We start from the raw sequence: 26,753 nt of genomic DNA on the forward strand, positions 1-26,753 counted from the left end.
TAATCGCCGCATGGCTGATTCCCCCGGACAGATCCGCGGCGCACGCCTACGGAAAGCCGTCCTCGACGCGACCCTGGCCCGCATCGAGTCGGCCGGCATCGGCGCCGTGCGGATCGCCGACATCGCCGCGGCCGCGGGCGTCCACGAGACCTCGATCTATCGCCGGTGGAAGACGCTGCCCCGCTTGCTTCTGGAGGCCCTGCTGTCCCGGGTGGCCGAAGAGATCCCGCTTCCGGACACCGGATCGCTGCGCGGCGATCTGGAGCGGTTCATGACCGATCTCATCCGTTTCGCGCGGACGCCTTCGGGCCGGGCGTTGATCCGCGGCAGCGTGATCGCCGAGGCCGATCCGGAAGTGGAGGCGATCCGGCGCGAATTCTGGGTGCGGCGGCTGTCGGCGTCGGAAGAGATCGTCCGGCGGGCCATCGCCCGCGGCGACGTCGCGGCGACGGTGGATCCCCGGCTGACCGTGCTGACGCTGGGCGGCCTGGTCCATCTGCACGTCACGCAACTGGGCGGCGAGCTGCCGCCCGGGCTGGCCCGCGACGCCGTCGATCTGATCCTCACCGGCATCACCCGTGCCGAACCCGCCGGGCGAGACTCGGCCGGTGTCACCGGCAGCGGGACGGATGTTTCGGAATCTCTCAGGTAGGCCGACCATGATGGCCGCTGTGGGCCGATCGCCGGGCAAGGTGGCCGGCGGATCTACGATCGAGGCGGCAGGAACCGTCCGGCGAGCGAAAGGCGTGGTGAGCGCACGGTGAGCAAAAACCAGGGTGGGAAGTCGAACCCGCTGCTGGCGGCGGAACGCGCCGACCGCAACCGCAAGATCTTGATCCAGGTGGCCGTCGCCGCCGTGCTCGTCGCGCTGATCGCGGCGATCGGCATCGGCATCGCGGTGAAGAAGGCCCGCAACGACGATCCCGGCCCCACCCCGGCCATCACGGCGACCGGCACCGCGAACGCGGGCGGCGTGCCCGGTTCGCTCACCGACAACGGCGCGGTCCGGATCGGCAAGCCGGACGCGAAGGTCACCGTGCGCGTCGTCGCCGACCTGCAGTGCCCCGCCTGCAAAGCCTTCGAGGCGGCCAACGGTCAGGTGCTCGAGGACGCGGTGACCAACGGCACCGCGGTCGTCGAATACAACATCATCGCCTTCCTGGACAAGGCCTCCACCACGCGGTACTCCACGCGCGCGGCCAACGCCGCCTACTGCGTCGCCGAGGCCGACCCGTCGAAGTACCAGGCGTGGCTGAAGACGATGTTCGCGCAGCAGCCCCCAGAGGGCGGCGCGGGTCTGCCCGACGACCAGCTGGTGCAGATCGCCAAGAGCGCCGGATACACCGACGACGCGGTCGCCCAGTGCATCACCGACCACAAGTTCGACAAGTACATCCAGGCCCGCACCAAGGACGTGCTGGAAAGCGGTATCCAGTCGACGCCCTCGGTGTTCGTGAACGGCAAGAAGGTCGCGTCCAGCCAGGAGATCTTCGGCACCGGCGGCCTCGCACCCGCGATCAACGCCGCCGCGGGCCGATGATCACCGCGGGACCCCGGGCCGCCTGGGTCCTGTTGATCGGCGGGCTGGCCGGTTGGCTGGCCGCGGTGGCGCTGACCGTGGAACGGTTCAAGCTGTTCACCGATCCGGGCTACACGCCGTCGTGCAGCATCAACCCGATCCTGTCCTGCGGGTCGGTGATGGTGACCGACCAGGCCGCGGTCTTCGGCTTTCCGAACCCGCTGATGGGCGTCGTCGGGTTCTCGGTCGTCGTGACGCTCGGCGTGCTGTCGGTGGCGGCGGTCGGTTTCCCGCGCTGGGTCTGGGGCGGACTGTGGCTGGGCACGCTGCTCGGGGTCGGCTTCATCGGCTGGCTGATCTTCCAGAGCCTGTACCGGATCAACGCGCTGTGCCCGTACTGCATGGTGGTCTGGGCGATCATCACACCGCTGCTCGCGGTGAGCACCGATCAGCTGTGGGGCGGCTCGCGTGGCCCGATGGGCGTGCTCGCCGAGTGGCGGTGGACGATCGTCGCGCTGTTCTTCGCGGTCGTGCTGCTGCTGGTGTTCCTGCGCTTCCAGGACTACTGGCTGTCGCTGGTGTGATCCGGCTCAGTTCGGCGGGCCCGCGACCAGCGCCACCGGCACCGTGCGCGCGCCGCCCGCGCCGGTGACGCCCAATCGGACGGTGTCGTTGGGTTTGCGCCTGTTCAGTGCGGCGCGCAGGGCCTGGGCGCTGGTGACCGTGCGGTCGTCGACGGAGGTGATGACGTCCCCCGCGGCCAGACCGGCGGTATAGGCGGGCATGCCGTAGATCGCCACGTCCACCCGGGCCCCCGTCCCGGTCGGCAGCGCGTTGGAGATGAGCACGCCGAGGGTGGCCGTGGGGCCGATGTGCACGGTGTCGGTGGGCGTGCCCGAGCGGATCTGCTCGACCACCCGCATCGCGGCGTCGATGGGCACCGCGTAGCCGTTCGCGGGATGGTCGGCCGGGCGCGCCCCGTCGCCCGAGGCCGCCGCGATGACACCGACCACGGAGGCGTTCCGATCGACGAGGGCTCCGCCGGACTGTCCCGGCGTGACCGCCGCCGCGACTTCCAACATCCCGCTGAGCGCTTTGCGAGACAGATCGGCGGCGTTGACCGCCACGATCGCGCTGTCCAAGTCGGTGAGGGGGCCGTGCACCGCGGTCGGCGTTCCGCCGGTCCCCCCCGCGTTGCCGATCGCCACGACCTCCTCCCGCAGCCGCAACCCGGCCGAACTGCCGATATGCGCGACCGGCAGCCCGGTGGCGGCCAAGTCGAGCAGCGCGATGTCGGCCTCGGCGTCGTAGCCGAGTACCACCGCGTCGTAGACCTTGCCGTCGCCCACGTCGGTGACCGTCACGGTGTCCGCGCCCTTGACCACGTGATGGCTGGTGAGCACCTCCCCGTCGGCGGTCAGGACGATGCCCGATCCCGCGGCACCTGGTCCGGACCGCTCGGCCGAGGCGTTGATGTTGACCAGCGCGGGCCGCACCGCCGCGGTGACCATTGCGGGGTCCAGCGGCGCGGGCGGAGCGAACGCGACCGAGGCCGCGGTCCCGGCGGGGTCGTGCGGGGCGGGGTCCGGCAAATCGGCGCGATATCCGAGAAAAGCCGCGACCGCGAGCACGAGGGTGAGGACCGACACGAACACCCTGCCACCGCGCGGCGTGCGCCGCGCCCCGGTCCATTGCTGCCGTTGTTCGTCCATGGCTCTCCCGCCTCGGCCGAAACCGCTCACCGATTCCATTGTCGCCGGAGACGCCGCCGAAGATCATCGAACGCCGGACCGCGCCGGAAAAAGGCCCTCGACCGCGCCCTTCTCGTGTCACAGTTGGCAACCGCACCCATGCGACGGTAGGCATGTCCTCATGAGCACTGCCGCCGCCTACGCCCTGTCCACCTCCGACGGCTCGTTCGAGAAGGTCACGATCCAACGCAGGGACCTGGGTCCGCACGACGTGCTGATCGACATCAAGTTCGCGGGCATCTGTCACTCCGACATCCACACCGCCCGCGACGAGTGGGGCCGGACCCGCTACCCCTGCGTGCCGGGGCACGAGATCGCGGGCGTGGTCGCCGCGGTCGGATCCGCGGTCACCAGGCATCGGGTCGGCGACCGCGTCGGCGTCGGCTGCATGGTCGATTCCTGCGGGGTCTGCGCGCCGTGCCTGGCCGACGAGGAGCAGTACTGCGCCGCGGGCGCGACCATGACCTACAACACCGCGGTCGACCCGGCGGTGCAGCCCGGCGGGCACACCCTCGGCGGGTACTCCACGCAGATCGTGGTGACCGAGAACTTCGTGGTCGCCATCCCGGAGGGAATCGGCTTGGACGTGGCCGCGCCGCTGCTGTGCGCGGGCGTCACGGTGTACTCGCCGCTGCGGCACTGGGGCGCCGGACCGGGCAAGAAGGTCGCGATCATCGGCATGGGTGGGCTCGGCCACGTCGGGGTGAAGCTCGCGGCCGCCATGGGCGCCGAGGTCACCGTGCTGAGCCACTCGCTGAGCAAGCAGGACGACGGCAAACTCTTCGGCGCCAGCGGTTACTACGCGACCAGCGACAAGCAGACCTTCCGCGAGCTGCGCGGGCGGTTCGATCTGATTCTCAACACCGTCTCGGCGGACCTGCCCGTGGACGACTACGTGCGCCTGCTGAACCTGGACGGCACCCTGGTGATCCTGGGTCTTCCCGAGAACCCGGTGAGCGTCAAGCCGTTCAATCTCGCGGGGTACCGCCGTTCGCTGGCGGGCTCGATGATCGGCGGCATCGCCCAGACCCAGGAGATGCTGAACTTCTGCGCCGAGCACGGCATCGGCGCCGAGATCGAGCTGATCGCCGCCGACGAGATCGACGGCGCCTACGACCGGGTGGTGGCCAGCGACGTGCGCTACCGGTTCGTCATCGACGTCTCCACCATGTGAGCCTGCTCGCCGCACCGGCGCGGCCCGCGTCGTCCGGCCGCGAACCGGTCACGGCGTGGGTACCTTGGCGGTGTGCCTGTGCAGGACGACGACGAGACGCCACCCGCCAACGGCGCCCGGGACATGCCGCCGTGGCTGCCGCGCGCGTTCCTGCTGGCCGCGGCGACGATCACCGGGTTGCTGGCGGCGTTCTGGGTGCTGGAGCGGCTGCAGGGCCTGCTGACGGTGCTGCTGGTCTCGCTGTTCCTCGCCTTCGCGATCGAGCCCGCCGTGAACTGGCTGGCGCGGCGCGGTATGCGGCGCGGTCCCGCGACCGGATTGGTGTTCCTCGGCTTGACGGCCCTCGTGGTCGCTTTTCTCTGGACGCTGGGCGCGCTGCTGGTCGAGCAGGTCACCACCTTGGTGAAGCACGCCCCCGAATACGCCGATCGGGGCGTTGAGTGGATCAACCACACCTTTCACCAGGATCTGTCGAGCACGGACATCCAGAAGTACGCCACCGACTGGAGTTCGACCCTGGAGGGCTACCTCACCGGGTTGGCGGGCAACGTCTGGGGCATCGGCACCGCCGCGATCGGGGCGCTCTTCCAGGGGCTGGGCATCCTGCTGTTCACCTACTACTTCGCCGCCGACGGCCCCCGGATCCGCACCGCCGTCTGCTCGCTGCTGCCGCCGCGTCGCCAGCGGCATGTGTTGCGCGCCTGGGACATCGCGGTGGAGAAGACCGGCGGCTACATTTTCTCGCGGGGCCTGCTCGCGCTGATCTCGACGCTGGCGCACTACGTGACATTGCGGATACTGGACGTGCCGTCCGCGTTCGCCCTCGCGCTGTGGGTCGGCGTGGTCTCCCAGTTCATCCCCACGGTCGGCACCTATCTCGCCGGTGCGCTGCCGGTGATCGTCGGGCTGGTGCACGGGCCGAGCACCGCGCTGTGGATTCTCGGATTCATCGTGCTCTACCAGCAATTCGAGAACTACGTGCTGCAACCGCGCATCACCGCGACCACCTTGGACATGCACGCGGCCGTCGCTTTCGGCGCGGTGCTGGCGGGCGCGGCGCTGCTCGGCGCGACCGGCGCACTGCTCGCCATCCCGGTCACCGCGACGGTGCAGGCGTTCGCCGGCGCCTACATCCGCCGCTACGACGTGGAGGCCGACGTGGAGGCCGACATCGATCGCGGGGCTGCGCCCAAACGCCGCCGGAAGTTCGCCAGGCAGTTGACGCTTCGACTGGCCGGGCGGCGCCGCCCGCCCGCGGAGTGAGCCCGGGCGCGTAGTCAGGCGGCGCGAACCGCGGCCAACGTCCGCGTCAGCGCCTGGCCCACCTCCCCCATCTGGGCCCGGCTGTGGCGCGCGGTGTCGTACTCCACCTGAATGGTCATCCGGTCGCCGACAGTGAACACGGTCAGCTTCGGCGGCATGCCCGCCGCCATGGCGAAGACGTCGTTGCGGATGATCCGCAAACCTGGCGGGGTCGAAAGTGCTGGCAGGCGACCGATATTCGAGATGGCGAAGGTATTCGGCGACGAGAACAGCGCGGCCGTCGCCGGATCGGGGACCCGCTGGGCGGCGAGCATGATCAGCAGCGCCTCTCGGCGCTCGATCGAGGCGCGCATGCCCGAAGCCACCGCGTGCGCCAGCGCGATCGGGTCGGCTTCCGATTCGACCAGCGCGAACGTGCCGACTCCCGAGACGCAGTTGAGGACGGTGCTCGCGGGGAGCGGCGGCACGAGGTCCGCGCGGACGTCGACCGCGTGACCGCAGATCATCGGCAGCGCTCCGGCCGACGACTCCAGTCGCGCGCGGAAGGCGGCGAGCGCCGCCCCGGTGATCAGGCTGTTCACCGAGACACCGTGGACGCGCGCGGCGGCGACCACCGCGGCGGTTTCGGTGTCGTCCAGTTCGACACGGTCCAGGGTCAACCGGTTCCGCTGCGCGCCGTCGCCGTGTTCGGGTAGGTGCCGCGGCGCGAGATCGGGGCTCATCATGGCCGCGCCCGCGCGCATCAGGTCGAGTAGCCCCGCGACCTCCGCGTCGGAGACGATGCGCGCCAGCCTGGTGTCCATCGCCTCGGGCAGCCGCTGATCCGGATCGGCCGCCGGTGCGGGCGCGCCCGTCACCTGTGCGGTGTAGCGCTCCCACAGCTCGGTGAGCAGCGCGAAAGCGGATCTGCCATCGGCGATGCCATGGTGGATGGCCAGCACGATCCGATCGCGGTCGCCGTCGCGCAGGAGATGCGCGTGGAACAACCCGTCGGTCCAGTCCTGCGGAGTGTTCACCAATTCCAGGTATTCGGGCTCGCCGCCCTCGGCGATCGTCAAGCGCGGCCGATAGGAATCGTCGCGCCGGAAGCGTTTCACACCCTCGGCGTCGACCACCTGGTTGCTGCGCAGAAGTGGATGTGCGGCCGCGAGTTCGGCGAGTACGCGGCGCACCGCGGACACGTCGAGGCCGCCTCGCACCGTCGAACCGACGAACAGCGGCATGCCACCCACCGGCACGCTGCCGATTCTGGTGCCGGAGCCGAAGTAGCTGTTTTCGAATGGGGACAGGGGGCGCTGAGCGGTCATCATCTCGTTCCTTCTCGTACCGGCGACGAATCCAACATACGCACGTTTCAAACGCTTGTCACATACGTCTGTTTGAAACGTACGTAAGAAACAGGCGTATGGCCACTTGCTAAGGTGCTCGAGTGGGAACCCGCGAAGACCTTCTCGCCGCGGCCAAGCAGTGCTTGGCCGAGCTCGGCTACGCACGCACGACCGTGCGCGAGATAGTCGCCGCCTCCGGCAGCAACCTGGCCGCGATCAACTACCACTTCGGCACCCGGGACAAACTGCTCAACCAGGCGATGATCGAATCGAGCGCGGAGGCGGTGCAGCGGATCGCCGCCGCCTTGCCCCAGGACGGCCTCGATACGCCCGCGACACGCCTGGAAGTCTTCTGGCGCGAGCTAATCGCGTCGTTCACCGAAGACCGGCCGCTCTGGTCGGCGAATATCGAAGGCATCGCGCAGGCGCTGCACTCCCCCGAGGTACGCGCGGAGCTGGCGACCGCACAGGAACGCGCGCGCGAGCAGATCTGGCAGCTGTTCGGCCCGACCCGCGGTGCGGACGCCGACCGCGCCGTAGGCGCGGTGCTGCACGCGCTGATCGGCGGACTCATGGCTCAGTGGTTGGTCGATCCCGAACACGCGCCGTCGCCCGACGACCTGATCGCCGGATTGCGCACGCTCGCAAACGAGATCAGCGCGGACTGAACCGTCCCGCGCCCGGCGTATCCCACGCCATGGGTAGCCAGGGATCGCGCGCCGATGTAGAACTTCTCGGAAAGGATTCGCACCGACTCGGTGCCGAAGGCTGGATGGGAACAATGCTGAAGCGGCCGCCGGACCTGGCCTTCGATCTCGGCAAGATGCACCGCAGGCGCAACGATGTGGCGGCCGCGCGCGAGGCGTTCCAGATCGCCATCGCCTCCGGCCATCCGAACTGGGCGCCGCTGGCCGCCGCGGAGCTGGGCGGACTGCTCAGCGCGGCGGGCGACAAGCCCGCCGCGGAAGGCGCGTACCACGTCGCGGTCGATTCCGGGCACGAAGACGCGGCGCCGCGCGCGGCCTACAACCTCGGCCTGCTGCTGGCCGAACGCGGCGATACCGCGGCGGCCGAAGCGATGTACGAACGCGCCGCCGAATCCGGCCATCCCGACGCCGCGCCGCGGGCCTGGATCAATCTCGGTTACTCACGCGCCAAGCGCGGGGACGCGGACGCGGCGCGCACGGCCTACCGGCACGCGATCGAGGCGGGTCCCGGCGACATCGCCCGGCTCGCGCTGTCCAACCTGGCGTACCTCCTGCGCACCGAGGACGACCTGGACGGCGTGAAAGCCGCCTACCGCACGGTCATCGACGGCTGGCCCGCCGATCAGTCGCTCATCGTCGCGGGTGACCTGGTCCAGCATCTGAGCGAGGCGGGCGATCTCGCGGGGGCCAGGGAGATCAGCCGGTCGCTGGCCGAATCGGACGATCCCGCGGTCGCCGCACGCGCCAGCTTCGACGTCGGAGTGTTCAGCGAGCGGCTCGGTGAGCCGGACGTGGCGCTGGCGGCCTTCCAGCGTGCGCTCGACTCGACGGACGCCGAAGCGCGAGTTCGCGCGGCGGCCGCGCTCGCGCCGATCTATCACGAACGCGCCGCGACCGTGCTGCGCGAGACGGACTGGGCGGCGCTGGCGCACGCCGACGGACCGGCGGTCGATGCTCCGGCCATGCTCGCCGACCTGATCGGGACGGCCGTCGAGGACCAGGTGCGCGGCATCGTCTTCCTCTTCTCCGCCGTCCTGCACCAGGGATCGATCTACTCCGTCACCGCGCCCGCCGCCGAGGTCGTGCTCGGCGCCCTGCTGCACGAGCGCACCGACGTGGCCTATGCCCGCGCCTGGGTGCGCGAGCCGCAACCGCTGCGCTTGGAGCTGCTCAACTGGCTGCACGAGGTGATGGCCACCGCGGCATGGCAATCCGCCGCCGAAGACGACGCCGAGCTCACCACGGCCGACCGCGCCGCCGCCGCGGCCTGCTTGGCGCTGCTGCCGCGTGTGCGTGCCGCGACATCGGCCGCACTGGCCATGGCCGAGGCCGAGGCGGTGGCCAACGCCGCCACCGAAGTGCTCGCGACGCTCAGCGCGCTGCCCGCCGTCAGCGGGTGATCGCGCTGAGCACCGCCGCGACCGACTGCTCGGCGAGTTCGTCGGTCAGCGGCAGGTGCCCGAACAACGCTCGGTAGTAGATCGGCGCGGCGACCGCGTCCAGCACGAAGTCCAGATCGATGCCGGGGTCCACTTCGCCGCGCGCGACGGCCGCTCGCAGCGCTGTCGCCGTGGTCCGCCGCCGCGGTTCGAAGACGGTGCTCAGGAAGTGGGCACGCAACCGCTCGTCCCCCGCCAAGTCGGCGACCAGCGCGGGCAGTACCCGGTGCAGCGAGGTGTCGCGCAGTGCGGCGACGAGATCGCGCATCGCGCGGGTCAGGTCGGCGCGCAGGTCGCCGGTGTCCTGGGTGGGGTGCAGGCCCAGCAGTCCGGCGACCACGTCGACCACCAGATGCCGCTTCGAAGGCCACCTGCGGTAGATCGCGGGACGGTGCAGACCCGCCTTGGCCGCGACCTGGCCGATGGACAGATCCGCGTATCCGACCTCGTCGAGCAGTTCCCGCGCGGCAGCGAGCACCGCGGCGTCGATGCGGTCGTCGCGGGTTCGTCCCGCCATCAGAAGACCGGCCGCGGCATCAGCACGACGCGCCAGCCATCCGGATCGGGAAAGGTCAAGCCGCCGTTGGCCGCCCAGAACGGATTCTCGGCTGGCACCGGTTCGACGCCGAACTCGCCGAGCCGCTGCGCCACGTCGTACATGTCCGTCTCGCCCGCGAAGTAGAGCACCAGCAGGTTCTCCGCGCTGGGCGCGTCGCCGGGGCTGCCGTGCACGTGGGTGGTGAATTCCAAGTGGTAGGCGGCTCCGGGCAAGCCGAGCATCACCCCGTCGTAGCCGGCGTGGTCACGGAATCGGTAGAGCTCGCGCAGGCCGAGCCCGTCGACATAGAACCGCACCACCTCGTCGAGCCGGTCGGTCGGGCGGGCGATCCGGACCTGCGCGACGCGCAGCGATTCCGGCCAGCTGTTGTCGGTGTCCACACCCGAAACAATACAGTACGTACTGTACTGAAATGAGGTCGGAATATGGCGAGGGCCGCCTCGTCCGGTCGAACGTAGACGGCCCTCGGTGCGTGTCTGTCCCTACTCGGCGGACTCCACCCGCCTGCGGATGCGGCGCGCCGCGGCGACCATGTTCCGCAGCGACGGTTCGAGCTGCCAGTAGTGCCGGGTCTTCAGACCGCCGTCGGGATTGGCCCACAACCGCTGCGGCGTCACGGCCGCGGCCGCCGCGGTGAGCAATTCGTCCAGCTCGTCGATGTCCGGGATGCGCGCCGACCGGCTCTCGTACACGCCGGGGCCGACGCCGTGGCTCAGGCCGTGCCCGGAGGCGCAGTCCTCCTTCAGCGCCCGCAGCACCCACTCGATCGAGCGGGTCGCCACGATGGCGGTGACGTCGGCGTCGAGCTGCTCGATCGCCTCGACCACCTCGGCGCGGCCGGAATAGCCGATGTGCGTGTGGATCTGGGTCTCCGCCTGCACCCCGGAGGTGGCCAGCCGGAACGCGCCGATCGCCCAGCGCAGGTACTCGGCGCGGCCCTCCGGCCGCAGCGGCAGCATTTCCCGGATCGCGGGCTCGTCGACCTGGATGATCGCGATGCCCGCCTTCTCCAGGTCCACCACCTCGTCCCGGATGGCCAGCGCCACCTGGTCGGCGGTCTCGTGCAGCGGCTGGTCCTGCCGGACGAAGGAACGGGCGATCATCGTGACCGGACCGGTGACCATGCCCTTGACCGGCTTGTCGGTGAGCGACTGCGCGTAGGTGATCCACTCCACCGACATCGGCGCGGGGCGCGAGACGTCGCCGTAGATGATCGGCGGCCGCACACACCGCGACCCGTACACCTGCACCCAGCCGAAGTGGGTGGTCGCGAAGCCGTCGAGCAGCTCGGCGAAGTACTGGATCATGTCGTTGCGCTCGTGCTCGCCGTGCACCAGCACATCCAGGCCGATGTCCTCCTGCAAGCGGATCGTCGCCTCGATCTCGGCTTCGATCCGCTTGCGGTACTCCTCGTAGGACAACCGGCCCTGACCGAGTTCGTAGCGCGCCTGACGGATCCGGGCGGTCTGCGGGAACGAACCGAGCGTGGTCGCGGGCACCGGCGGCAGGTTCAGCTTGCGCTGCTGGGCTTCCCGGCGCACCTCGTAGGGCTCCCGCGAGCGCATGTCCGGCGTGACCGCGTAGACCCGCTGCCGCACCGCGTGCTTCTGCTTGAAGTGCACCTCGGTGGGCCGCTTGCGCCACTTGTCCGACGGGCCTTCGGTGAGCGCCTTGGCGAGCGAGACCACCTCGCCCACCTTCTGTTTCGCGAACGCAAGCCGGTCGGCGACGTGGCCCTCGATGTCGTATTCGATCAGCAGGTCGTAGGGCACGTGCAGCAGCGTGGTCCCGGTCGAGACGACCAGGTCCGGGCACACCTGGGCCAGCTCGTTGAGGTATTCCAGCGTGACGTAGCGGTCCGCGCGCCACACGTTGCGTCCGCTGATCACCCCCGCGTACAGGCGCTTGCGACGGATGCCGGGCACCTCGGCGAGATCCTCGGGACGAATCCGGTGGCTGGCCAGGTCCAAGCCGATCGCCTCGACGTTGGTGCCTGCGAGAATGGTCAGCGCCTCACCGAAATCGCCGTACTGGCCGGTGACCAGGATGCGCGGGCGCAGCGGAGCCCTGCCCAGCCGGTGATAGGCCGCCTCGAACGCCGCCAGCTCGGCGGGCGTGCGCTCGCTGGTGAACGCGGGCTCGTCCAGCTGCACGCAGGTGGCGCCGCGCTTGGCGAGGATCTCGAACAGTTCCTCGTAGACCGGCAGCAGCTTGTCCAGCAGGCTCAGCGTGTCGAATCCGCCCGACTCGCCGGGGATGTGGCCCGCCTTGGACAACAGCAGCAACGACACCGGGCCGATCACGACCGGCCGCAGTTCGATGTCGACCGCCTTCGCGCGATCGAATTCGTCGAGCAGGGCCTCGGGATGCAGCGAGAACTCGGTGTCGGCGTCCACTTCCGGCTGGCGGTAGTGGTAATTCGTGCCGAAGAACCGAACCAGTTCCAGCGGCGGCAGGTCCGGGCGGCCGCGCGCCATGAGGAAGTAGAAGTCCAGCGGATGCAGGCCCTCGCGGTACGGCTCGAACCGCCTCGGCACCGCGCCGAACAGCAGCGCGTTGTCCAGCACGTGGTCGTAGAACGAGAAGGTGTTGCCCGGCACCTGGGTCAGGCCCGTGGCGGCCAGCTCGTTGAACTGGGTCTCCTGGATCTCGCGGCCCACCGCCAGCAATTCCTCGCGATCGAGCGAACCGTGCCAGTAGGCCTCCAGCGCCCGCTTGAGCTCGCGGTGCGGCCCGATTCTGGGATAGCCGAGGATGCTCGACCCGTAGCCGTCGGTCACGTTCACCATGAGCGGGATACCTTCTTTCGATCACCTGCGCGGCCCTTGCCGAGATCGACGGATCGATCCGGCGCTGCGCTCCGGATACCCAGCCGAACCGTTGCCATGGCCCGGCTGTTGTGCAGCTTATGCCGATTGCCGTCACCGGCTCGACGACACCGACTTCTGGCCGGCTCCGCATCGAGGTCGGGCGGTGCCGTCGGGTGCGAGTCTTACGAGCACCGTTCGCGGCCCGTCTCGCGTGCGAGCGTCCGTCGCGCATGCGCCGCAGGCGTGAACGGCGGACACTCGGACGCGAGACTCCCGGGGGCCGCGAACACGCAGCGCCGCAGGCGCCGCAAAATCAGGCCCGGTACTGGTAGAAACCCGCGCCGGTCTTCTTGCCGAGCAGTCCCGCCTCCACCATGCGCATGAGCAGCGGCGGCGCCGAGTACAGCGGCTCCTTGAACTCGCCGTACATCGAGTCGGCGATGGACTTCACGGTGTCGAGGCCGACCAGGTCGGTCAATGCCAGCGGGCCCATCGGGTGGGCGCAGCCGAGCACCATCGCCTTGTCGACGTCCTCTTTGGTGGCGAAGCCGGACTCGACCATGCGGATCGCCGACAGCAGGTACGGCACCAGCAGCGCGTTGACCACGAAGCCGGAACGGTCGGCCGAGCGCACGACCTGCTTGCCGAGCACGTCGCCGGCGAAGGCCTCGGCCCGCGTGGAGACCGACTCGCTGGTCTTGAGCGTGGTGACCAGCTCGACGAGCGGCAGCACCGGGACGGGGTTGAAGAAGTGCATGCCGACCACGCGCTCGGGGTTCGCCGTGGCGACCGCGATCTTCATGATCGGGATGGAGGAGGTGTTGGAGGCCAGCACGGCCGAGGGGTCGGTGACGACCTTGTCGAGTTCGGCGAAGATGCTCGTCTTGACCTTCTCGTCCTCGAGCACCGCCTCGACCACCAGCTGGCGGTCGGCGAAATCGCCGAGGTCGGAGGTGAACCGCAGGCGCCAGGCGGCCTGTTCGCGTTCGCGCTCGGTGATCTTGCCGCTGCTGACGCCACGATCGAGGGACCGCAGGATGCGCGCGCGGCCCGCCGCGGCCAGTTCCCGGGTCTGCTCGTACACCAGTACGTCGACGTGCGCCCTGGCACACACCTCCGCGATTCCTGCGCCCATCTGGCCGGCGCCGATGATGCCGACGCGTTGGATCTTTTCGCTGCTCACGTCCCGCTCCTGCTGGGTTGTCTGGCTCTGGGGTGGCTGGTCTGCGAAGGTGTCGCTCCGGTGTGAGCGCGCCCTTCGATGGTCCAAGGTATAGGGATGCCCTCCCCGCCGGGGCTGTTCAGCGGGGAGGGCAGTACACCCCTACCGGAGTAGAGGAATGTCGGTTTTCACGTCGGGAACCTCACTTCCCTCGGCAAGCACCTGATGTGTTTTCGAATGCCCCGCGCGTCGTTTCTCTGCGCGGTCCACGACGCGCGGGACATTCGACCAGCCGCGCCCGGGGCGCGGCCCGTCAACTCAGTGGAACTGGCCCTCTTCGGTGGAACCCTTGAGCGCCGCGGTGGAGGTGTTCGGGTCGACCGTGGTGGCGATGGTGTCGAAGTAGCCCGCGCCGACCTCACGCTGGTGCTTGATGGCGGTGAAGCCACGCTCGGCGGCGGCCTTGAACTCGCGCTCCTGCAGGTCGACGAAGGCGGTCATGCCCTCGCGGGCGTAGCCGTAGGCCAGGTCGAACATGCCGTAGTTGAGCGAGTGGAAGCCGGCCAGGGTGATGAACTGGAACTTGAAGCCCATCGCGCCGAGCTCACGCTGGAACTTCGCGATGGTCGCGTCGTCCAGGTGGGCCTTCCAGTTGAAGGACGGCGAGCAGTTGTAGGCCAGCAGCTGGTCCGGGAACTCGCCACGGACGGCCTCGGCGAACTTGCGCGCGACCTCGAGGTCCGGCACGCCGGTCTCCATCCAGATGAGGTCGGCGTAGGGGGCGTAGGCCTTGGCACGCGCGATGCAGGGCTCGATGCCGTTCTTCACACCGAAGAAGCCCTCGGGGGTGCGGGTGCCGTCCAGGAACTCACGGTCGCGCTCGTCCACGTCCGAGGTGATCAGGGTGGCGGCCTCGGCGTCGGTGCGGGCGATGATCACCGACGGCACGTCGGCGACGTCGGCGGCCAGACGCGCGGAGGTCAGGGTGCGGATGTGCTGCTGGGTCGGGATCAGCACCTTGCCGCCCAGGTGGCCGCACTTCTTCTCGGAGGCCAGCTGGTCCTCCCAGTGCACACCGGCGGCGCCGGCGGCGATCATGGCCTTCTGCAGCTCGTAGGCGTTCAGCGCGCCACCGAAGCCGGCCTCGGCGTCGGCGACGATCGGGGCCAGCCAGTTGGAGACGGCGGTGTCGCCCTCGACCTTGGCGATCTCGTCGGCGCGCAGCAGCGCGTTGTTGATGCGGCGGACCACCGACGGCACCGAGTTGGCCGGGTACAGCGACTGGTCGGGGTAGGTGTGGCCGGACAGGTTCGCGTCACCGGCGACCTGCCAACCCGACAGGTAGATGGCCTTCAGGCCGGCGCGGACCTGCTGGACCGCCTGGTTGCCGGTGAGGGCGCCGAGGGAGTTGATGTAGTCCTCGTTGTTGACGAGATCCCACAGGATCTCCGAGCCGCGGCGAGCGAGGGTGTGCTCCTCGACGACGGTGCCCTGGAGCTTCGACACCTGCTCCGCGGTGTAGTTACGGGTGACGCCCTTCCAGCGGGGGTTGGTGTCCCAATCCTGCTGGATTTCCGCGGCGGTCCTCGGGGTGCCGGTGGTCGACATCTGTGACTCCACTTCTTCGTTCGGTCCATGCCGCCCGGTCGAGCTACGAGGCAGCTCGTACTGCTGGAGCGGCAATTTGCAGGCTTGCTAGGCCCTTGGGGTGTACTTCCACACGATGGCACACGAAGAAATGGCCGTCTACCTGTTGTTAATGTGAATCTAAGCTAGGTTTTCAACAGGCTTTGCTAACCCTGCAAAATTTGCCACCGAATTGCAAAGGTGCAATCTACTGGCTGGTAGCCCTGACGTGGGGTTTTAGCGTAACGCTCGTACTGTTAGCGATCACCGGGCGGGTCCCCTTACCCCGGCGCCACCATTCCCAACTGTGAGGACCTTCACAGAACTCCTGTGGCCCACGCCACGCGTCGATCACCGGCAATGATCGCCCGGCTTCCTCGGTTCCGAACCGGAGCGCGTCTTCTCCGCCCGCGATGCGCGCTCCGCAGCTGCCCGCCATGCGCCCTCCGCAGCTGCCCGCTATGCCCGCTTCTCGGCACCCGCCATGCGCCCACAAAGCCGTCAGTCGGATTCCTCGGGCCATCCCCATAGCCGGTGTCGTCGCGCGGAGTCCGGCGTGATGCGCCCGGCCGCGATCAATGCCGCGAACGCGGCGCGCTTGCGAGGGCAGTCGTGGTCGCGATGCAACTGCATCGCGCGATGAGCATCAGAGAGCGTGAACGACTGCCCCGGACGATTACATGTCCACGCCTCCGGCCAGACCACCGGCCGCAACGAACAACGCGCCCGCGCAGGTCCGCGCGCGGGGCCGGGACGGCGCGGCCGGGCGATCGGCCAGACACAAGCGACGCCGACCACGACGAACGCGCCACCCCCGACCACCGCGAGAATGCTGTGCACTATCTGCCAGACGCCCACGGCTGCTCGCCTTCCACAGCACAGCCGTTGTCCGCGCCCGCCGGAGACAGCGCCAACTGCGCGAGCCCGTCGAGCACCTGCTGAAAGGTCGCCACTTCCGGCGTCCCTTCGAGCGCCGGTCCACGCCCGCTGTGGTCGAGCGGGAAAGCGATACCGCGACGATGAGCGCGTTCTCGCGGGCTGAACCGCTGCGGAACGATCCGGCCGCTCTGCACCAGCGTGGAGTAGGCGACCCACTTCCAGCCGCACCGCTCGATCCGGCAGGCACGGTGACGCTGCATCTGCTGGTGCGCCAGCTCGAGATCAGCGGACGCGCAGACGCGCGGCGGAGCCAGGATCACGTGTCGATGCATCACGCCGCCCCCGCTCCGGCGGTCGGAGAAGTCTGCGCCGACCGCGCCCACGTGCTCTGCGGGCAAACGGTTTCCAGATCGAACCCCACATCGCAGACCAAGGCGGGCTGGTTGTCCACCTGCTCGAGACCGAAGACAACGATCGCCTCGATCGCGAGCCCACTCGCGATCGCGAGCACGTACCCGACCGGATCAGCGACGTCGACCGGCGGACGAACCGTGTAGACGTAGTGATAGCCGAGCGTGCGAGCATGCCGCTGCACCGCGTCGGCATGCCGCGGTGCGTCCGCGCCGGACACGTCACCGCGAACCAGCCCGATCGCTTTCGGCTCTTCTCCACTCGCGGCCGAGCGAAGACACGACCCGACATCCACGACTTGCCTGTTCATCGATAACCCCCAGCATCTTCGTAGCGATACGTCCGACCTGCGGCACGGCGCGGTTCCCGCGAGCGCCCCAGCCGCCTGGCGCACACCGAGTACAGCATCATTCAGCCCGAAAATGGAGTGATAACAATATGATTGGACACAGACAGATTCACTCCAGATCAACTGGAATGACTTCATAGCACTGCTAACGAAAGGTGGGGGGTTCGCGTGGCAGCCCAGACGACGACTCTTCCGCGCAGACTGCTGGCTCGACGCCTCCTCGAGCTGCGCGAGAACGCCGGACTCACCAGGGACAAGGCGGCCAAGCTGTCCGAGATGAGTTCGCAAACGTTGTGGCGCTTGGAGAACGGCCAGGTCGCCATGGTCAAGAAGATGGTGATCCGAGCGCTGTGCGACGTGTACGACGCGAGTGACGACGACCGGCAGGCGCTGCTGTGGCTGGCGGAAGAGGCACGCAAGACCGGCTGGTGGCAGTCTTACAGCGACGCGATGTTTGCGAACACAGACTTGTTCGTCGTGCTCGAACAGGCCGCCTGCCGTGTCACGTCGTTCCAATTGACCCTGCTCCCAGGTTTGGTGCAGACAGCCGACTACCGACGTGCCGTTGCCAAAGCTTTCATCCCAGCGTTGACCGATGACGCAATCGACCGGCACATAGAGTTGCTCACCAAACGACAAACACGCCTTCAGGAACCACCTGACCGATTCAGCCTGGACGTGAGACTGAGCGAGGCGACGTTGCGCCACCAGATCGGTGGCGCTGCGGTCATGGCAGCCCAGTCCAGTCACTTAGCGGAACTGAGCGGCTTGCCGAACGTATCCATCCGAATCGTTCCGCTGACCGCCGGTTCCTACCTCGGGCTAGAGGCAGGTTCCTTTGTATTGCTCGAGTTTCCCGAACACCCGAACCCGTCGTTGACCGAGCCGCCTGTGGTCTACGTAGAGGGCTACACTGGGGCGCTGTACCTGGACAAACCCGACGAGATCGATCAGTACCAGACCGCGCGATCAAGTGTCGAGAGTGCGGCACTGAACGAGGACGAGTCCAGGGCGCTGCTGGTGGTAATTGCAGAGGAGTACGGAGCGTGAGTGCCGACCTATCGACGGCGAAGTGGTTCAAGAGCAGCCGCAGCGGCACGGGCAAGGACTGCGTCGAGGTCGCACATCTCACCGGAGGCATGGTCGGGGTTCGCGACTCCAAGAACTCCACCGGACCAGCGTTGATCTTCACACCCTCCGAGTGGGATACCTTCACAGCAACAATCACCGATGGTGGGTTCGACTTCTCAGAGTGAGCACGCTTCCCCCATAGACGACGCCGTCGGGGCACTACCCACCACCGAGCCGGCCGCCGTCCAGGAGGTTCACGGCACCGGCGGAGATTGCGTGGAGGTTGCGCACCTCGACGGCGGCATGGTCGGAGTCCGTGATTCCAAGGACCCCACCGGCCCGGCGCTGGTCTTCACTCCAGGCGCGTGGGACGCCGTCATCTCTGGCGTGCAGTACGGGCAGTTCCACCCGCCCGCCTGACCTCGGTTCTCGGAGTCGATGACGACGCCGGAAACACTAACGGAGTGGTTCGGCAGGTCAGCCGTCGATCCCCGACGAGTCGCAGTCCAGACATTCCTTGCGGGCTCAGCCTATCCCCTCGTCGAGATCAGCGCACATGTCGTTGCCGCGAGCCAGAGACCCACGCTGTCAATAGGTTTCAACCTTGACCATGCGGAAGTCGATACGTAACCTGAGTCTGGGATCTACCTCGGAATATGCATCCGAGACAGGGGGAACGATGTACTCGATGCGCTTCTATTCAAATGTGCAGTTGTGGAAATTTCTCGGAGCAGTTCTAATCTTATCCGCTGGATGGATTTTGGGCGTTGGAACGGGTGTTGCAAGCGCCGGTGTCGGCAGCTGCGAGGTCAACGTTCACAATGTGCATCAATCGAAAGGTTCACCTGGCCTGATGGACGTCAAAGGAACGCTCATCTGCCAGGGTGATGTCGAACGCGCAGATGTGTTCATCTACTACGTCAAAGTGGACGGGGCGGAGTGGGTTCGTATCGAGAGCAGCATTGCTCAGAGAACAGTGTACTCGCCTACAGCAGGAAAGAAATATACCGTCATGTCGCAGAATGGAACCCCCTGCGTACCAGGGGAGTACATCGGAGTAGCAGAAGGGTATCTGACCGTGGACGGGAAGACAACTAAGAACTATCAGAATGGGTTTGGGCCACGATCGACGGTGACCTGCTGATTCGCCGGCAAAGGAAGGGTGGCTAGACTTCGTGGATGATTTCGATCATGTCATGTCGGACTTGTATTCGTGGATGTCGACAGAGTACAGGACCGCCGGGCACATCTTGTTCGATGAAGGTTCGGATATCGTTACAGCGATTCCCAGAGGCGGATCAGGGTTATCCATCGCCTTGACCAAACAAGAGGAGGGAATTCGCGTTGATCTCGGACTCAATGTGTCATTCCTGGCACCACGAGACGACCCGTTCGAGCTATCCGACATCCTTGCTATCGTGAAATCGCTTATCGAGTCAGGGATTTCGATTTCGATTCCCATCAATCCGTTCGGGGAGCCGGTAATACGCTACACACTGGAATTCCAGAACGGCGTGCTGAGCTCGAAGGTCCCAGGACATGATTACGTAGAATTCACGATCGGAGGTTGGCCGCCGTTCGACGCTTCCCGATACATTTAGCACGGCATGAGCCCACTTCGATCGCATCGCATCGCACTATTCACGTCAACGAATGTAGTGCGGTTTACAACCAGCAGATTCCTACTGACAATCGCGCCGCCATAGACTCCGCTATCACCACCGCCCTATTCGAATTCTGACCCGAAACGCCCCTGACCGCAGACCGTGAGTGGCACACCAGCGTGGGGCCTTCTCGACGTATGCCGCAACCATGTGCCACTCGCGAACCACTCAGGAGGCGGGCGGGGGGTGGACCGCGCGCCAGTGTTCGGCGATGTCGATGCGGCGGGTGATCCAGACCTGGTCGTAGGACTGGATGTGGTCGAGTAGGCGCTCCAGGGCGGCGGCGCGGGCGGGGCGGCCGATGAGGCGGCAGTGCAGGCCGATCGAGAGCATTTTCGGACTGCCTTCGGCGCCTTCGCGATAGAGGACGTCGAAGGCGTCACGGACGTGGGCGAAGAACTGTTCGCCGGTGGGGAAACCGGCGGGTGAGGCGAAGCGCATGTCGTTGGTGTCCAGGGTGTAGGGCACCACCAGGTGGTCGCGGTCGTGTACGCGCACCCAATAGGGCAGGTCGTCGGCGTAGGAATCCGCGTCGTAGGCGAAGCCGCCGTGCTCGACCACCAGTTCTCTGGTATTCGGGGAGTCGCGGCCGGTGTACCAGCCCAGCGGCGGCGCGCCGGTCAGCTCGGTGAGGATGCGCACCGCCTCGGCCATGTGCGCGCGTTCGGTATCGCGATCGGTGAGCTGGTAGGACTTCCACCGCAGGCCATGGCAGGCGATCTCGTGGTCCAGTTCCCGGAAGGCCGCCACCGCCTCGGGGTTGCGTTGCAGCGCGCGGGCCACCGCGAATATCGTCAGTGGCAGTCCGCGTCGCTCGAAGACGCGCAGCACCCGCCACAGCCCGGCGCGGGAGCCGTACTCGTAAAGCGACTCCATGCTCATATGACGGTTCGGGAACGCTTCGGCGGGCGTCATCTCCGAGAGGAACGTTTCGGAGTGTTCGTCGCCGTCGAGGACATTGTTCTCGCCGCCCTCTTCGTAATTGAGCACGAATTGGACCGCGATCCGCGCCTCACCCGGCCATCGCGGGTCCGGCGGGTTCGGGCCGTACCCGACGAAATCCCTTGCAGTACGCTCGGCTCCGGCAGGCGCGACGCGCGGTATCGACTTTCGCTCGCTCATGCGCCGAGCTCGCCGTACAGTCGCAGCCGCGCCAATCCGCCATCCGGGTAGATGTCCAGGCGCACTTCCTCCACGGACGCGGCCATCGGCGCGATCGGGAACCGGTGCCTGGTGTCGGGTAGCAGGGCGGTGCGCGGCAACAGCTCCAGCTCGGTGCCGTCGTTGGTGCGGCCGGTGAGCCGGGCGGCGCCCGGACTGTTGCCGAGAAAGTAGGAGGTGTCCAGTTCGGCGAGCCGGATCAGTCCGGGTCCGGCCAGGCGGATGCGCACCCAGTCGTTGCCGTCGTCCCGGCGCCGGGCGGTCTCCCAGCCCTCACCCATGGACCGGGCCCAGCCGGGATACAGCAGCTGGTTGGGCGAGCTGTAGAAGCGATTGGAGCAGTCCAGCACCAGCGCGCCGTTCTCCAAGGCGGCCAGATCCAGCGGGCGGAGCCCGAGCAGACGCGGATCGGGCCTGCCCTCGCCGTGCACGCACAGCCTGGCCACGCCGCCGTCCGGGTGCATCGCGAGTTTCACGTGGGTCCAGCGCTTCTCGTTCTCGACCGGGAACAGGTTGCGGCTGTCCCCCGCGACCGGGGAGCGATCGACCAGCATCACCCAATCATCACGCGCGGCAATGGCTTCCGCTGGAAGATAGTCCTCGATCTCCAACGCGGACACCGAGACGGCGGGCGGATAGTTGCCCTTGAACCACGCGGTGTCCACGACGATGCCGCGGATCACGCCCGGCACGCCGAGCCGCACGATCGCGGCGTCGTCGCCGGGCTGCCCGCGGTGCCTGCGGGTCTCCCAGCCGTCGTAGATCTGCCCTTTGTGCCCGAAGGTGGACGGACGGTACTGCGCGGGGCCGGGGTTGATCAGGTTCTCCTTCTCCGCGAAGAATTCGTCGTTCGCCCAGATCACCGAGCCGCCGAGCGGCCGGACCGCCAGATCCGGCAGCAGGGTGAACTCCGCGTCCTCGCGCCCGGCGTCTCCCGGGATGACCCCGTTCGGATGGCCCGTCACGGCGTCTCCGCAGGCAGCGGCGCCCGTGCCGCCAGGGCACGCAGGACCGCCTCGGTGAGTTCCGCAGCGCCGGCGTCCGGGCGGGCGCCGCACTCGATGCCGCGCAGCACGGTCGCGGCCAGCGCTTCGGCGGTGGCGGGTTCGTCGACGACGTCGCCGCCGCGCCGAGCCAGGTAGTCCAGCAGGCGCGGAACCGCGACGTCGATCGCCCGGCGGAAGAAGTCGAAGGTGGCCAGCCAGCGGGTGACCAGGTGGCCCGGATGCATGTCCCAGCCCTGGTAGTACCCCCGCCGCAACGCCCGGGTGACCAGCCGGTGGTGGTTGCGCAGCGCGGCCGCGGGATCGCCGTCGGGCACGATCTGCGTGGATCCGTCGCACACCCACACCCCGGTCTGCGCGGCCGCCACCTGCATCACCGCTTTGGCGTAGTCGGCGGCCGGGTGGTCGAGCGCTTGATCCGGCGCGGCGACGCCACAGGCGGCAGTGTAGTCGTAGGTGCCGAAATGTAATGCGCTACAACGACCTTCGGAGAGAGTGAGCATGGCGGCTACCGGGGCCGTGCCGTCCGCGCCCAGGATCGCCTGCGGGCTCTCGATCTGCAGTTCGAAGCGCAGACTGCCCTCGGCGATGCCGTACGCGCGCTCCACCCCGACGCACAGCTGAACCAGAGCCGAAACCTGCTGTACGGCACGCACTTTCGGCACGGTGAAGACGAAGCCCGGGGGCACCCCGCCCACGCCCTCCAACACGAGATCCAGCGTGCGGAGCGCACGACGACGCTCGCCGCCGCCCAAGCCCTTCATCCGGATGCCGCTGCTCGCCGGACCCGCGGAGCGCCGCGCCCAGGCCGCGAGCACCGCACCCGCCGCCGTGGCCGCGCGGTCCTCCTCGGCGTCGGCGCGCAGGCCGTAGCCGTCCTCGAAGTCGATGCGCAGATCTTGAACCGGGTCCGACTCCAGTCGTTTACGCACGTCGGGAAGTGAGCCGCTGGCGTCGAGGGAGGCCAGCAGATCGTGGTGGCGGTCGAGCAGTTCGACCGCGGCCGCGCCCCACTCCCGCGGAGTCTCCTCCGCGACCCGGTCGGCCGGGACGTACACGGTGTGGATCGGTTGCGAGCGGCCGTTCGATCCGGGATACCTGCGGCGCAGTTCGGTGTCCACCGTGTCGAGCATCGACTCGATCCGCGCGCGGACGTTCTCCGGCACCTTCGTCATCGTGATCCCTTCTCCCGCAGTGCGGCCCAGACCCGGTCCGCGGTTATCGGCAGCCGGTACAGCCGCACGCCGACCGCGTCGCGGATCGCGTTGGCGAGCGCGGGCGTGACCGGGTTGTACGGCGATTCGCTCATCGACTTGGCGCCCAGCGGGCCGAGCGCGTCGGCGGTCTCGGCGAAGTAGACCTCCGTGCGCGGCACGTCGGCGAACTGCGGCACGTGGTAGTGCCGCAGGGTCCGCGCGCCGACCACGCCGTGCGCGCTACGCATGTCCTCGTACAGCGTGGTGCCGACGGCCTGCGCGACACCGCCCTCGACCTGCCCGCGGCACTGCACCGGGTTGAGCACCGTCCCCGCGTCGGCGGCCTGGATCGACTGCAGGATGCGCACCTGCCCGGTGCCGGGATGCACGGCGACGCGGAATGCCTGCACATTGAAGCTCACCGACCTGGGGCTGCCCCCGTGCTCGGCGTGAGCGACGAGATCGCCGCCGGTCAGCAGTTCGGCCGCGGGAAGCAACCGGTCACCGCAGTGCACGCCGCCGGAGGTCAGCGCGCAGTCCCGCTCCGGGACGCCCGCCAGTTCGGCCGCTCTGGCCAGCAGGAGCCCGCGCAACGCGCACGCCGCCGCGTACACGGCCTTGCCCGCGACCACGATGCCGGTGGAGCCGAACGCGCCGGTGTCGTGGTCCACCAGGTCGGTATCGGCGTGCCGGACCACGATGCGGGCGATCTCGGTGTCCAGCGCGGTGGCCGCGAGCTGCGCGTGCACCGTCGTCGTGCCGTTGCCGAATTCCGCTGTACCGCAGCGGATCTCGTAGCGACCGTCGGGCAACAGCGCGGCCGTCGCCGCCGACCGGTGGCCGCGCGGCGGGACGGTCGCGATCATCGCGGCGGCCATGCCGGTGCCCACCCGCCACTCGGGGCCGGGCGCATGCACGTCGTTGCCGCGCAGCAGCGCCCGTTCGGCGAGGTCCAGGCACTGGTCCAGGCCGTAGCTGCCGAACATGAGGTCGCTCTCGTTCACCGCCGCGCCGACGAACCGGTCGCCGGGCACCACGACGTTGCGGCGGCGCAGTTCGAACGGGTCCATGCCGAGCGCGTGCGCCAGCTCGTCCAGCGCCGACTCCACCGCGAAGATCACCTGCCCGAGGCCGTAGCCGCGGAACGCGCCGGAAGGGACGTTGTTGGTGTACACCACCCGCGCGTCGACCCGCTTGTTGGCGCAGCGGTACAGCTCCACCGACTCGCCGACGCCGTGATACATCACGCCGCCGCTGTGGTTGCCGTAAGCGCCGGTGTCGGCGAGTACGTCGACGGCCAAGGCGGTGAGTACACCGGTGGCGTCGGCCCCCGCCGTCACCTCGACCCGCATCGGATGACGGCACGTGGCGGAGGTGAACTCGTCGGAGCGGGTGAACTCGTACTGCACCGGTCTGCCGGTGCGCAGCACGGCCAGCGCGATCAGGTCCTCGGCCAGCATCTCCTGCTTCGCGCCGAATCCGCCGCCGACCCTGGCCGCGAGCACCCGCACCTGCGCCGCGTCCAGCCCGAACAGCCGGCACAGTTCGTCGCGGACCAGGAACGGCACCTGCGTGCTGCACCGGATGACGAGCCGTCCGGCGTCGTCCAGCCAGCCGACCCCGCCGTGCGTCTCCAAGTGCACGTGCTGTCCGCGTGGGGAGTACCAGACACCTCGCACTACCTGAGCCGCGGCGGTCAGTCCCGCCGCGACATCGCCCACCTCCCCGTGCAGCTCGGCGATCAGGTTGCGGGCGGAATCGGCGATCCGGGCCGAGGCCGGTTTGTCGCCGTGCAGTTTCGGCGCGTCGGCGCGCAGCGCGTCTTCCGGCTCGAAGACGGCGGGCAACACCTCGTAGTCGACTTCCAGCAAGCGGCATGCCTCACGGGCGATCGCGACGCTGTCGGCCACCACCGCGGCCACCCGCTGCCCCACGAACCGGACGGTCCGGTCGAGCACGTAGGTGTCGTCGGGGTCGTCGGTGCGCGCTTCGTGCCGCGCGGTGGAGAACGGCACGTCCGGCGCATCGGCATGGGTGAATACCGCGTGCACGCCCGGCAGCGCCTCGGCGGCGGCAGTGGCGATCGAGCGGATGCGCGCGTGGGGGTGCGGGCTGGTCAGCACGGCGAGGTGCAGCGGAGCGGTCGGCGGCGCGCTCTCGCCGACTCGTGACCGATCCTCCGCGCGCGAGCCGACCTGCGGTAGGTCCAGCGTGAACGGCTCGCTGCCGGACACGAGGCGCGGCCCGGCCAAGGCACCGCCACCGGAGCCCCCGCCGGTGACGGTCGGCTCGCCCAGCGCCGCGCGGATGGCGCGGTAACCCGTGCAGCGGCAGAGGTTCCCTTTCATCAATTCGGCCAGTTCGTCGCCCGGCACGTCGACCTGCTCACCACCCCGGAGCCCCGCTGCCGTGACCACCATGCCCGCGGTGCAGAACCCGCATTGGAAGGCGGCGTTGTCGACGAACCGGCGCTGCACCGGGTGCGGGTGCTCGGGCGTCCCGAGCCCGGCGGCGGTGACGACGGAACGCCCGTCGGCGCGATACGCGGGAAAGACGCAGGAGTGCACCGTCATTCCGTCGACCAGCACCGAGCAGGCTCCGCAATCGCCCGTGTCGCACCCCTTCTTCACCGCCAGGGCGCCACTGTCCCGCAGCGCCGTCCGCAGGCACTGGCCCGGCCGCGCCGTGACGTCGACGGTCCTGCCGTCCACTTCGAACCGCATCAGGATTCCCGCAGTTCGGCGGCGACCTCGTGGGCGAGCATCCCGGTGACGTGCGCGCGCCACTCGGGCGAGCCGTGCGGATCGTCGAACCAGAGGGCGGGATCGATGCCGTCCACGGCGTCGCTGATCGCGTCCGCGGTGAGCGGCTCGGCGAAGTCCAGGACGACGGGCCTGGTCGTGGCGGCCGTGATGGTGATCGCGCCGCGGCCGTCCCGTTCCCGCCGTCCCATCACCACGGAGCCGGAACGGCCCAGCGGAGCGAGCGCGATCTTCCGGAAACTCGTGCGCGCCAGCAGACTCGACCGCGGCAAGTGAATCGAGCGCAACACGTCACCGGGCCGCAACACCGTGCGTCCCGGCGCCAGGACGAACTCCCGCAGCGGAATGCTCCGATCGGCACCGTCCGCAGCCCATACCTGCGCCTTCCCGTCGAGCGCGACCAGCGCGCCGAGCACCGCGCCCGCGGGCAGGGCGAGGCAGACGTTCCCCCCGACGGTGGCGGTGCGCCAGATCTTGTGCGAGGCCAGCAGCGCCCGGCACGACCGTGCGAACAGCGCGGTCCCCGGCCACGGCTCGTGCAGCACCGGCATCCCCAGCTCGCGTCCCGGCGCCGCGCCGGCGAACTCGGCCAGGGTGCAGGTCGCCGCGATCTCCAGTCCGTCGTCCCGGATCTCGAACGAAGGCCACCCCAAGCCGGTGATGTCCACCAGCCGCACCAGTCGATGCTGCGGCTCGGAGAACAGGAAGGTCCCTCCGGCGAGCACCGCGGCCGACGGGCCGAGCGCCGCCAGGTCCGCCCGCTCGCGGGCGATCACCACCTCGCGGATCGTGTCCAGGTCCACGTCTCACCTCGTTCCTGCCTCTCCGTCACCGTAGAGCCAGTCGGTTGCCGCCATATTGCGCGCGACGCACATCAGATTGCGCGGCCGTTATCTCGCCACACGACGGCCGCCCGCG

Annotated in this window: 27 protein-coding genes; 12 read left to right on the top strand and 15 right to left on the bottom strand. The window is 68.6% G+C overall.

Going from position 1 to position 26,753, the window contains the following annotated elements; all coding sequences use genetic code 11:
- Positions 1–10 precede the first annotated feature (10 nt).
- The 3 genes from QMG86_RS28735 to QMG86_RS28745 all read left to right on the top strand — a co-directional run bounded on the left by QMG86_RS28735 (position 11) and on the right by QMG86_RS28745 (position 2,103).
- Positions 11–652: a TetR/AcrR family transcriptional regulator gene (locus QMG86_RS28735; protein ID WP_281875860.1), complete on the top strand. Its 642-nt coding sequence runs from the start codon at positions 11–13 to the stop codon at positions 650–652.
- Between the two features lie 108 nt (positions 653–760).
- On the top strand, positions 761–1,540 hold the full coding sequence (locus QMG86_RS28740; protein WP_281875862.1) for a DsbA family protein: 780 nt from the start codon (positions 761–763) through the stop codon (positions 1,538–1,540).
- Positions 1,537–2,103 carry a vitamin K epoxide reductase family protein gene (locus tag QMG86_RS28745; protein WP_281875864.1) on the top strand — a complete coding sequence of 189 codons (567 nt, stop codon included), beginning with the start codon at positions 1,537–1,539 and terminating at the stop codon, positions 2,101–2,103. The genes QMG86_RS28740 and QMG86_RS28745 overlap by 4 nt, the downstream gene beginning before the upstream one ends.
- 6 nt (positions 2,104–2,109) lie before the next feature.
- Here QMG86_RS28745 and QMG86_RS28750 read toward each other — a convergent pair whose 3' ends face one another.
- Entirely contained in the window at positions 2,110–3,231 is a 1,122-nt protein-coding gene (locus QMG86_RS28750; RefSeq protein ID WP_281875865.1) for a S1C family serine protease, read from the bottom strand.
- A 160-nt stretch (positions 3,232–3,391) separates the two neighbouring features.
- Here QMG86_RS28750 and QMG86_RS28755 point away from each other — a divergent pair, with 160 nt between their 5' ends.
- Positions 3,392–4,444, top strand: a complete 1,053-nt coding sequence (locus QMG86_RS28755; protein ID WP_281875866.1) for an NAD(P)-dependent alcohol dehydrogenase — start codon at positions 3,392–3,394, stop codon at positions 4,442–4,444.
- Positions 4,445–4,516: 72 nt separating this feature from the next.
- Positions 4,517–5,707 (top strand): AI-2E family transporter, encoded by a 1,191-nt coding sequence (locus tag QMG86_RS28760; protein WP_281875867.1) that lies wholly within the window; start codon positions 4,517–4,519, stop codon positions 5,705–5,707.
- A gap of 14 nt (positions 5,708–5,721) precedes the next feature.
- On the opposite strand, the gene QMG86_RS28765 is transcribed toward QMG86_RS28760, so the two are convergent.
- A complete protein-coding gene (locus QMG86_RS28765; protein WP_281875868.1) occupies positions 5,722–7,014 on the bottom strand; it encodes a phthiocerol/phthiodiolone dimycocerosyl transferase family protein in 1,293 nt (430 codons plus the stop codon).
- A 122-nt stretch (positions 7,015–7,136) separates the two neighbouring features.
- Here QMG86_RS28765 and QMG86_RS28770 point away from each other — a divergent pair, with 122 nt between their 5' ends.
- A complete protein-coding gene (locus tag QMG86_RS28770; protein WP_281875869.1) occupies positions 7,137–7,703 on the top strand; it encodes a TetR/AcrR family transcriptional regulator in 567 nt (188 codons plus the stop codon).
- Between the two features lie 113 nt (positions 7,704–7,816).
- The gene (locus tag QMG86_RS28775) at positions 7,817–9,142 is read left to right on the top strand and encodes a tetratricopeptide repeat protein (RefSeq protein ID WP_281875871.1); all 1,326 of its coding nucleotides are present in this window, start codon (positions 7,817–7,819) and stop codon (positions 9,140–9,142) included.
- Here the strand turns inward: QMG86_RS28775 and QMG86_RS28780 are convergent.
- From QMG86_RS28780 to QMG86_RS28815, 8 genes are all read right to left on the bottom strand, one after another.
- On the bottom strand, positions 9,132–9,698 hold the full coding sequence (locus QMG86_RS28780) for a TetR/AcrR family transcriptional regulator (RefSeq protein WP_281875872.1): 567 nt from the start codon (positions 9,696–9,698) through the stop codon (positions 9,132–9,134). The genes QMG86_RS28775 and QMG86_RS28780 overlap by 11 nt on opposite strands.
- The gene (locus QMG86_RS28785) at positions 9,698–10,120 is read right to left on the bottom strand and encodes a VOC family protein (RefSeq protein WP_281875874.1); all 423 of its coding nucleotides are present in this window, start codon (positions 10,118–10,120) and stop codon (positions 9,698–9,700) included. Before QMG86_RS28785 ends, QMG86_RS28780 begins: the two co-directional genes overlap by 1 nt.
- 102 nt (positions 10,121–10,222) lie before the next feature.
- A complete protein-coding gene (gene metE, locus QMG86_RS28790) occupies positions 10,223–12,529 on the bottom strand; it encodes a 5-methyltetrahydropteroyltriglutamate--homocysteine S-methyltransferase (protein WP_281875876.1) in 2,307 nt (768 codons plus the stop codon).
- 334 nt (positions 12,530–12,863) lie between these two features.
- The gene (locus QMG86_RS28795; RefSeq protein WP_195084172.1) at positions 12,864–13,733 is read right to left on the bottom strand and encodes a 3-hydroxybutyryl-CoA dehydrogenase; all 870 of its coding nucleotides are present in this window, start codon (positions 13,731–13,733) and stop codon (positions 12,864–12,866) included.
- Positions 13,734–14,030: 297 nt separating this feature from the next.
- Positions 14,031–15,320 carry an isocitrate lyase gene (gene aceA, locus QMG86_RS28800; RefSeq protein WP_174183431.1) on the bottom strand — a complete coding sequence of 430 codons (1,290 nt, stop codon included), beginning with the start codon at positions 15,318–15,320 and terminating at the stop codon, positions 14,031–14,033.
- 519 nt (positions 15,321–15,839) lie between these two features.
- The gene (locus QMG86_RS28805) at positions 15,840–16,196 is read right to left on the bottom strand and encodes a hypothetical protein (protein WP_281875879.1); all 357 of its coding nucleotides are present in this window, start codon (positions 16,194–16,196) and stop codon (positions 15,840–15,842) included.
- A complete protein-coding gene (locus QMG86_RS28810; protein ID WP_281875880.1) occupies positions 16,178–16,549 on the bottom strand; it encodes a hypothetical protein in 372 nt (123 codons plus the stop codon). Before QMG86_RS28810 ends, QMG86_RS28805 begins: the two co-directional genes overlap by 19 nt.
- Entirely contained in the window at positions 16,549–16,938 is a 390-nt protein-coding gene (locus tag QMG86_RS28815) for a hypothetical protein (protein WP_281875881.1), read from the bottom strand. Before QMG86_RS28815 ends, QMG86_RS28810 begins: the two co-directional genes overlap by 1 nt.
- Before the next feature lie 207 nt (positions 16,939–17,145).
- Between QMG86_RS28815 and QMG86_RS28820 the strand changes: the two genes are divergently transcribed.
- The 5 genes from QMG86_RS28820 to QMG86_RS28840 all read left to right on the top strand — a co-directional run bounded on the left by QMG86_RS28820 (position 17,146) and on the right by QMG86_RS28840 (position 19,649).
- Positions 17,146–18,027 (top strand): helix-turn-helix domain-containing protein, encoded by an 882-nt coding sequence (locus tag QMG86_RS28820; RefSeq protein ID WP_281875882.1) that lies wholly within the window; start codon positions 17,146–17,148, stop codon positions 18,025–18,027.
- A complete protein-coding gene (locus tag QMG86_RS28825; protein WP_281875884.1) occupies positions 18,024–18,233 on the top strand; it encodes a DUF397 domain-containing protein in 210 nt (69 codons plus the stop codon). The genes QMG86_RS28820 and QMG86_RS28825 overlap by 4 nt, the downstream gene beginning before the upstream one ends.
- 91 nt (positions 18,234–18,324) lie before the next feature.
- Entirely contained in the window at positions 18,325–18,468 is a 144-nt protein-coding gene (locus QMG86_RS28830; protein ID WP_281875886.1) for a DUF397 domain-containing protein, read from the top strand.
- Positions 18,469–18,736: 268 nt separating this feature from the next.
- A complete protein-coding gene (locus QMG86_RS28835) occupies positions 18,737–19,192 on the top strand; it encodes a hypothetical protein (protein WP_281875887.1) in 456 nt (151 codons plus the stop codon).
- Positions 19,193–19,223: 31 nt separating this feature from the next.
- Positions 19,224–19,649 carry a hypothetical protein gene (locus QMG86_RS28840; RefSeq protein ID WP_281875888.1) on the top strand — a complete coding sequence of 142 codons (426 nt, stop codon included), beginning with the start codon at positions 19,224–19,226 and terminating at the stop codon, positions 19,647–19,649.
- 231 nt (positions 19,650–19,880) lie between these two features.
- Here QMG86_RS28840 and puuE read toward each other — a convergent pair whose 3' ends face one another.
- From puuE to QMG86_RS28865, 5 genes are read right to left on the bottom strand one after another with little or no spacing between them, the layout of a single operon-like run.
- A complete protein-coding gene (gene puuE / locus QMG86_RS28845) occupies positions 19,881–20,834 on the bottom strand; it encodes an allantoinase PuuE (RefSeq protein WP_281875889.1) in 954 nt (317 codons plus the stop codon).
- Positions 20,831–21,838, bottom strand: coding sequence for an allantoicase (alc, locus tag QMG86_RS28850; protein WP_281875891.1), 1,008 nt, complete (start codon positions 21,836–21,838; stop codon positions 20,831–20,833). The genes puuE and alc overlap by 4 nt, the downstream gene beginning before the upstream one ends.
- Positions 21,835–23,052 carry a DUF6986 family protein gene (locus tag QMG86_RS28855; protein ID WP_281875892.1) on the bottom strand — a complete coding sequence of 406 codons (1,218 nt, stop codon included), beginning with the start codon at positions 23,050–23,052 and terminating at the stop codon, positions 21,835–21,837. The genes alc and QMG86_RS28855 overlap by 4 nt, the downstream gene beginning before the upstream one ends.
- Complete coding sequence (locus QMG86_RS28860; protein ID WP_281875893.1) at positions 23,049–25,796, bottom strand: molybdopterin-dependent oxidoreductase; 2,748 nt, start codon at positions 25,794–25,796, stop codon at positions 23,049–23,051. Before QMG86_RS28860 ends, QMG86_RS28855 begins: the two co-directional genes overlap by 4 nt.
- On the bottom strand, positions 25,796–26,638 hold the full coding sequence (locus tag QMG86_RS28865; RefSeq protein WP_281875894.1) for an FAD binding domain-containing protein: 843 nt from the start codon (positions 26,636–26,638) through the stop codon (positions 25,796–25,798). The genes QMG86_RS28860 and QMG86_RS28865 overlap by 1 nt, the downstream gene beginning before the upstream one ends.
- Positions 26,639–26,753 lie beyond the last annotated feature (115 nt).

The sequence above is a fragment of the Nocardia sputorum genome (assembly GCF_027924405.1).
In the GTDB taxonomy this organism is placed as follows: domain Bacteria; phylum Actinomycetota; class Actinomycetes; order Mycobacteriales; family Mycobacteriaceae; genus Nocardia; species Nocardia sputorum.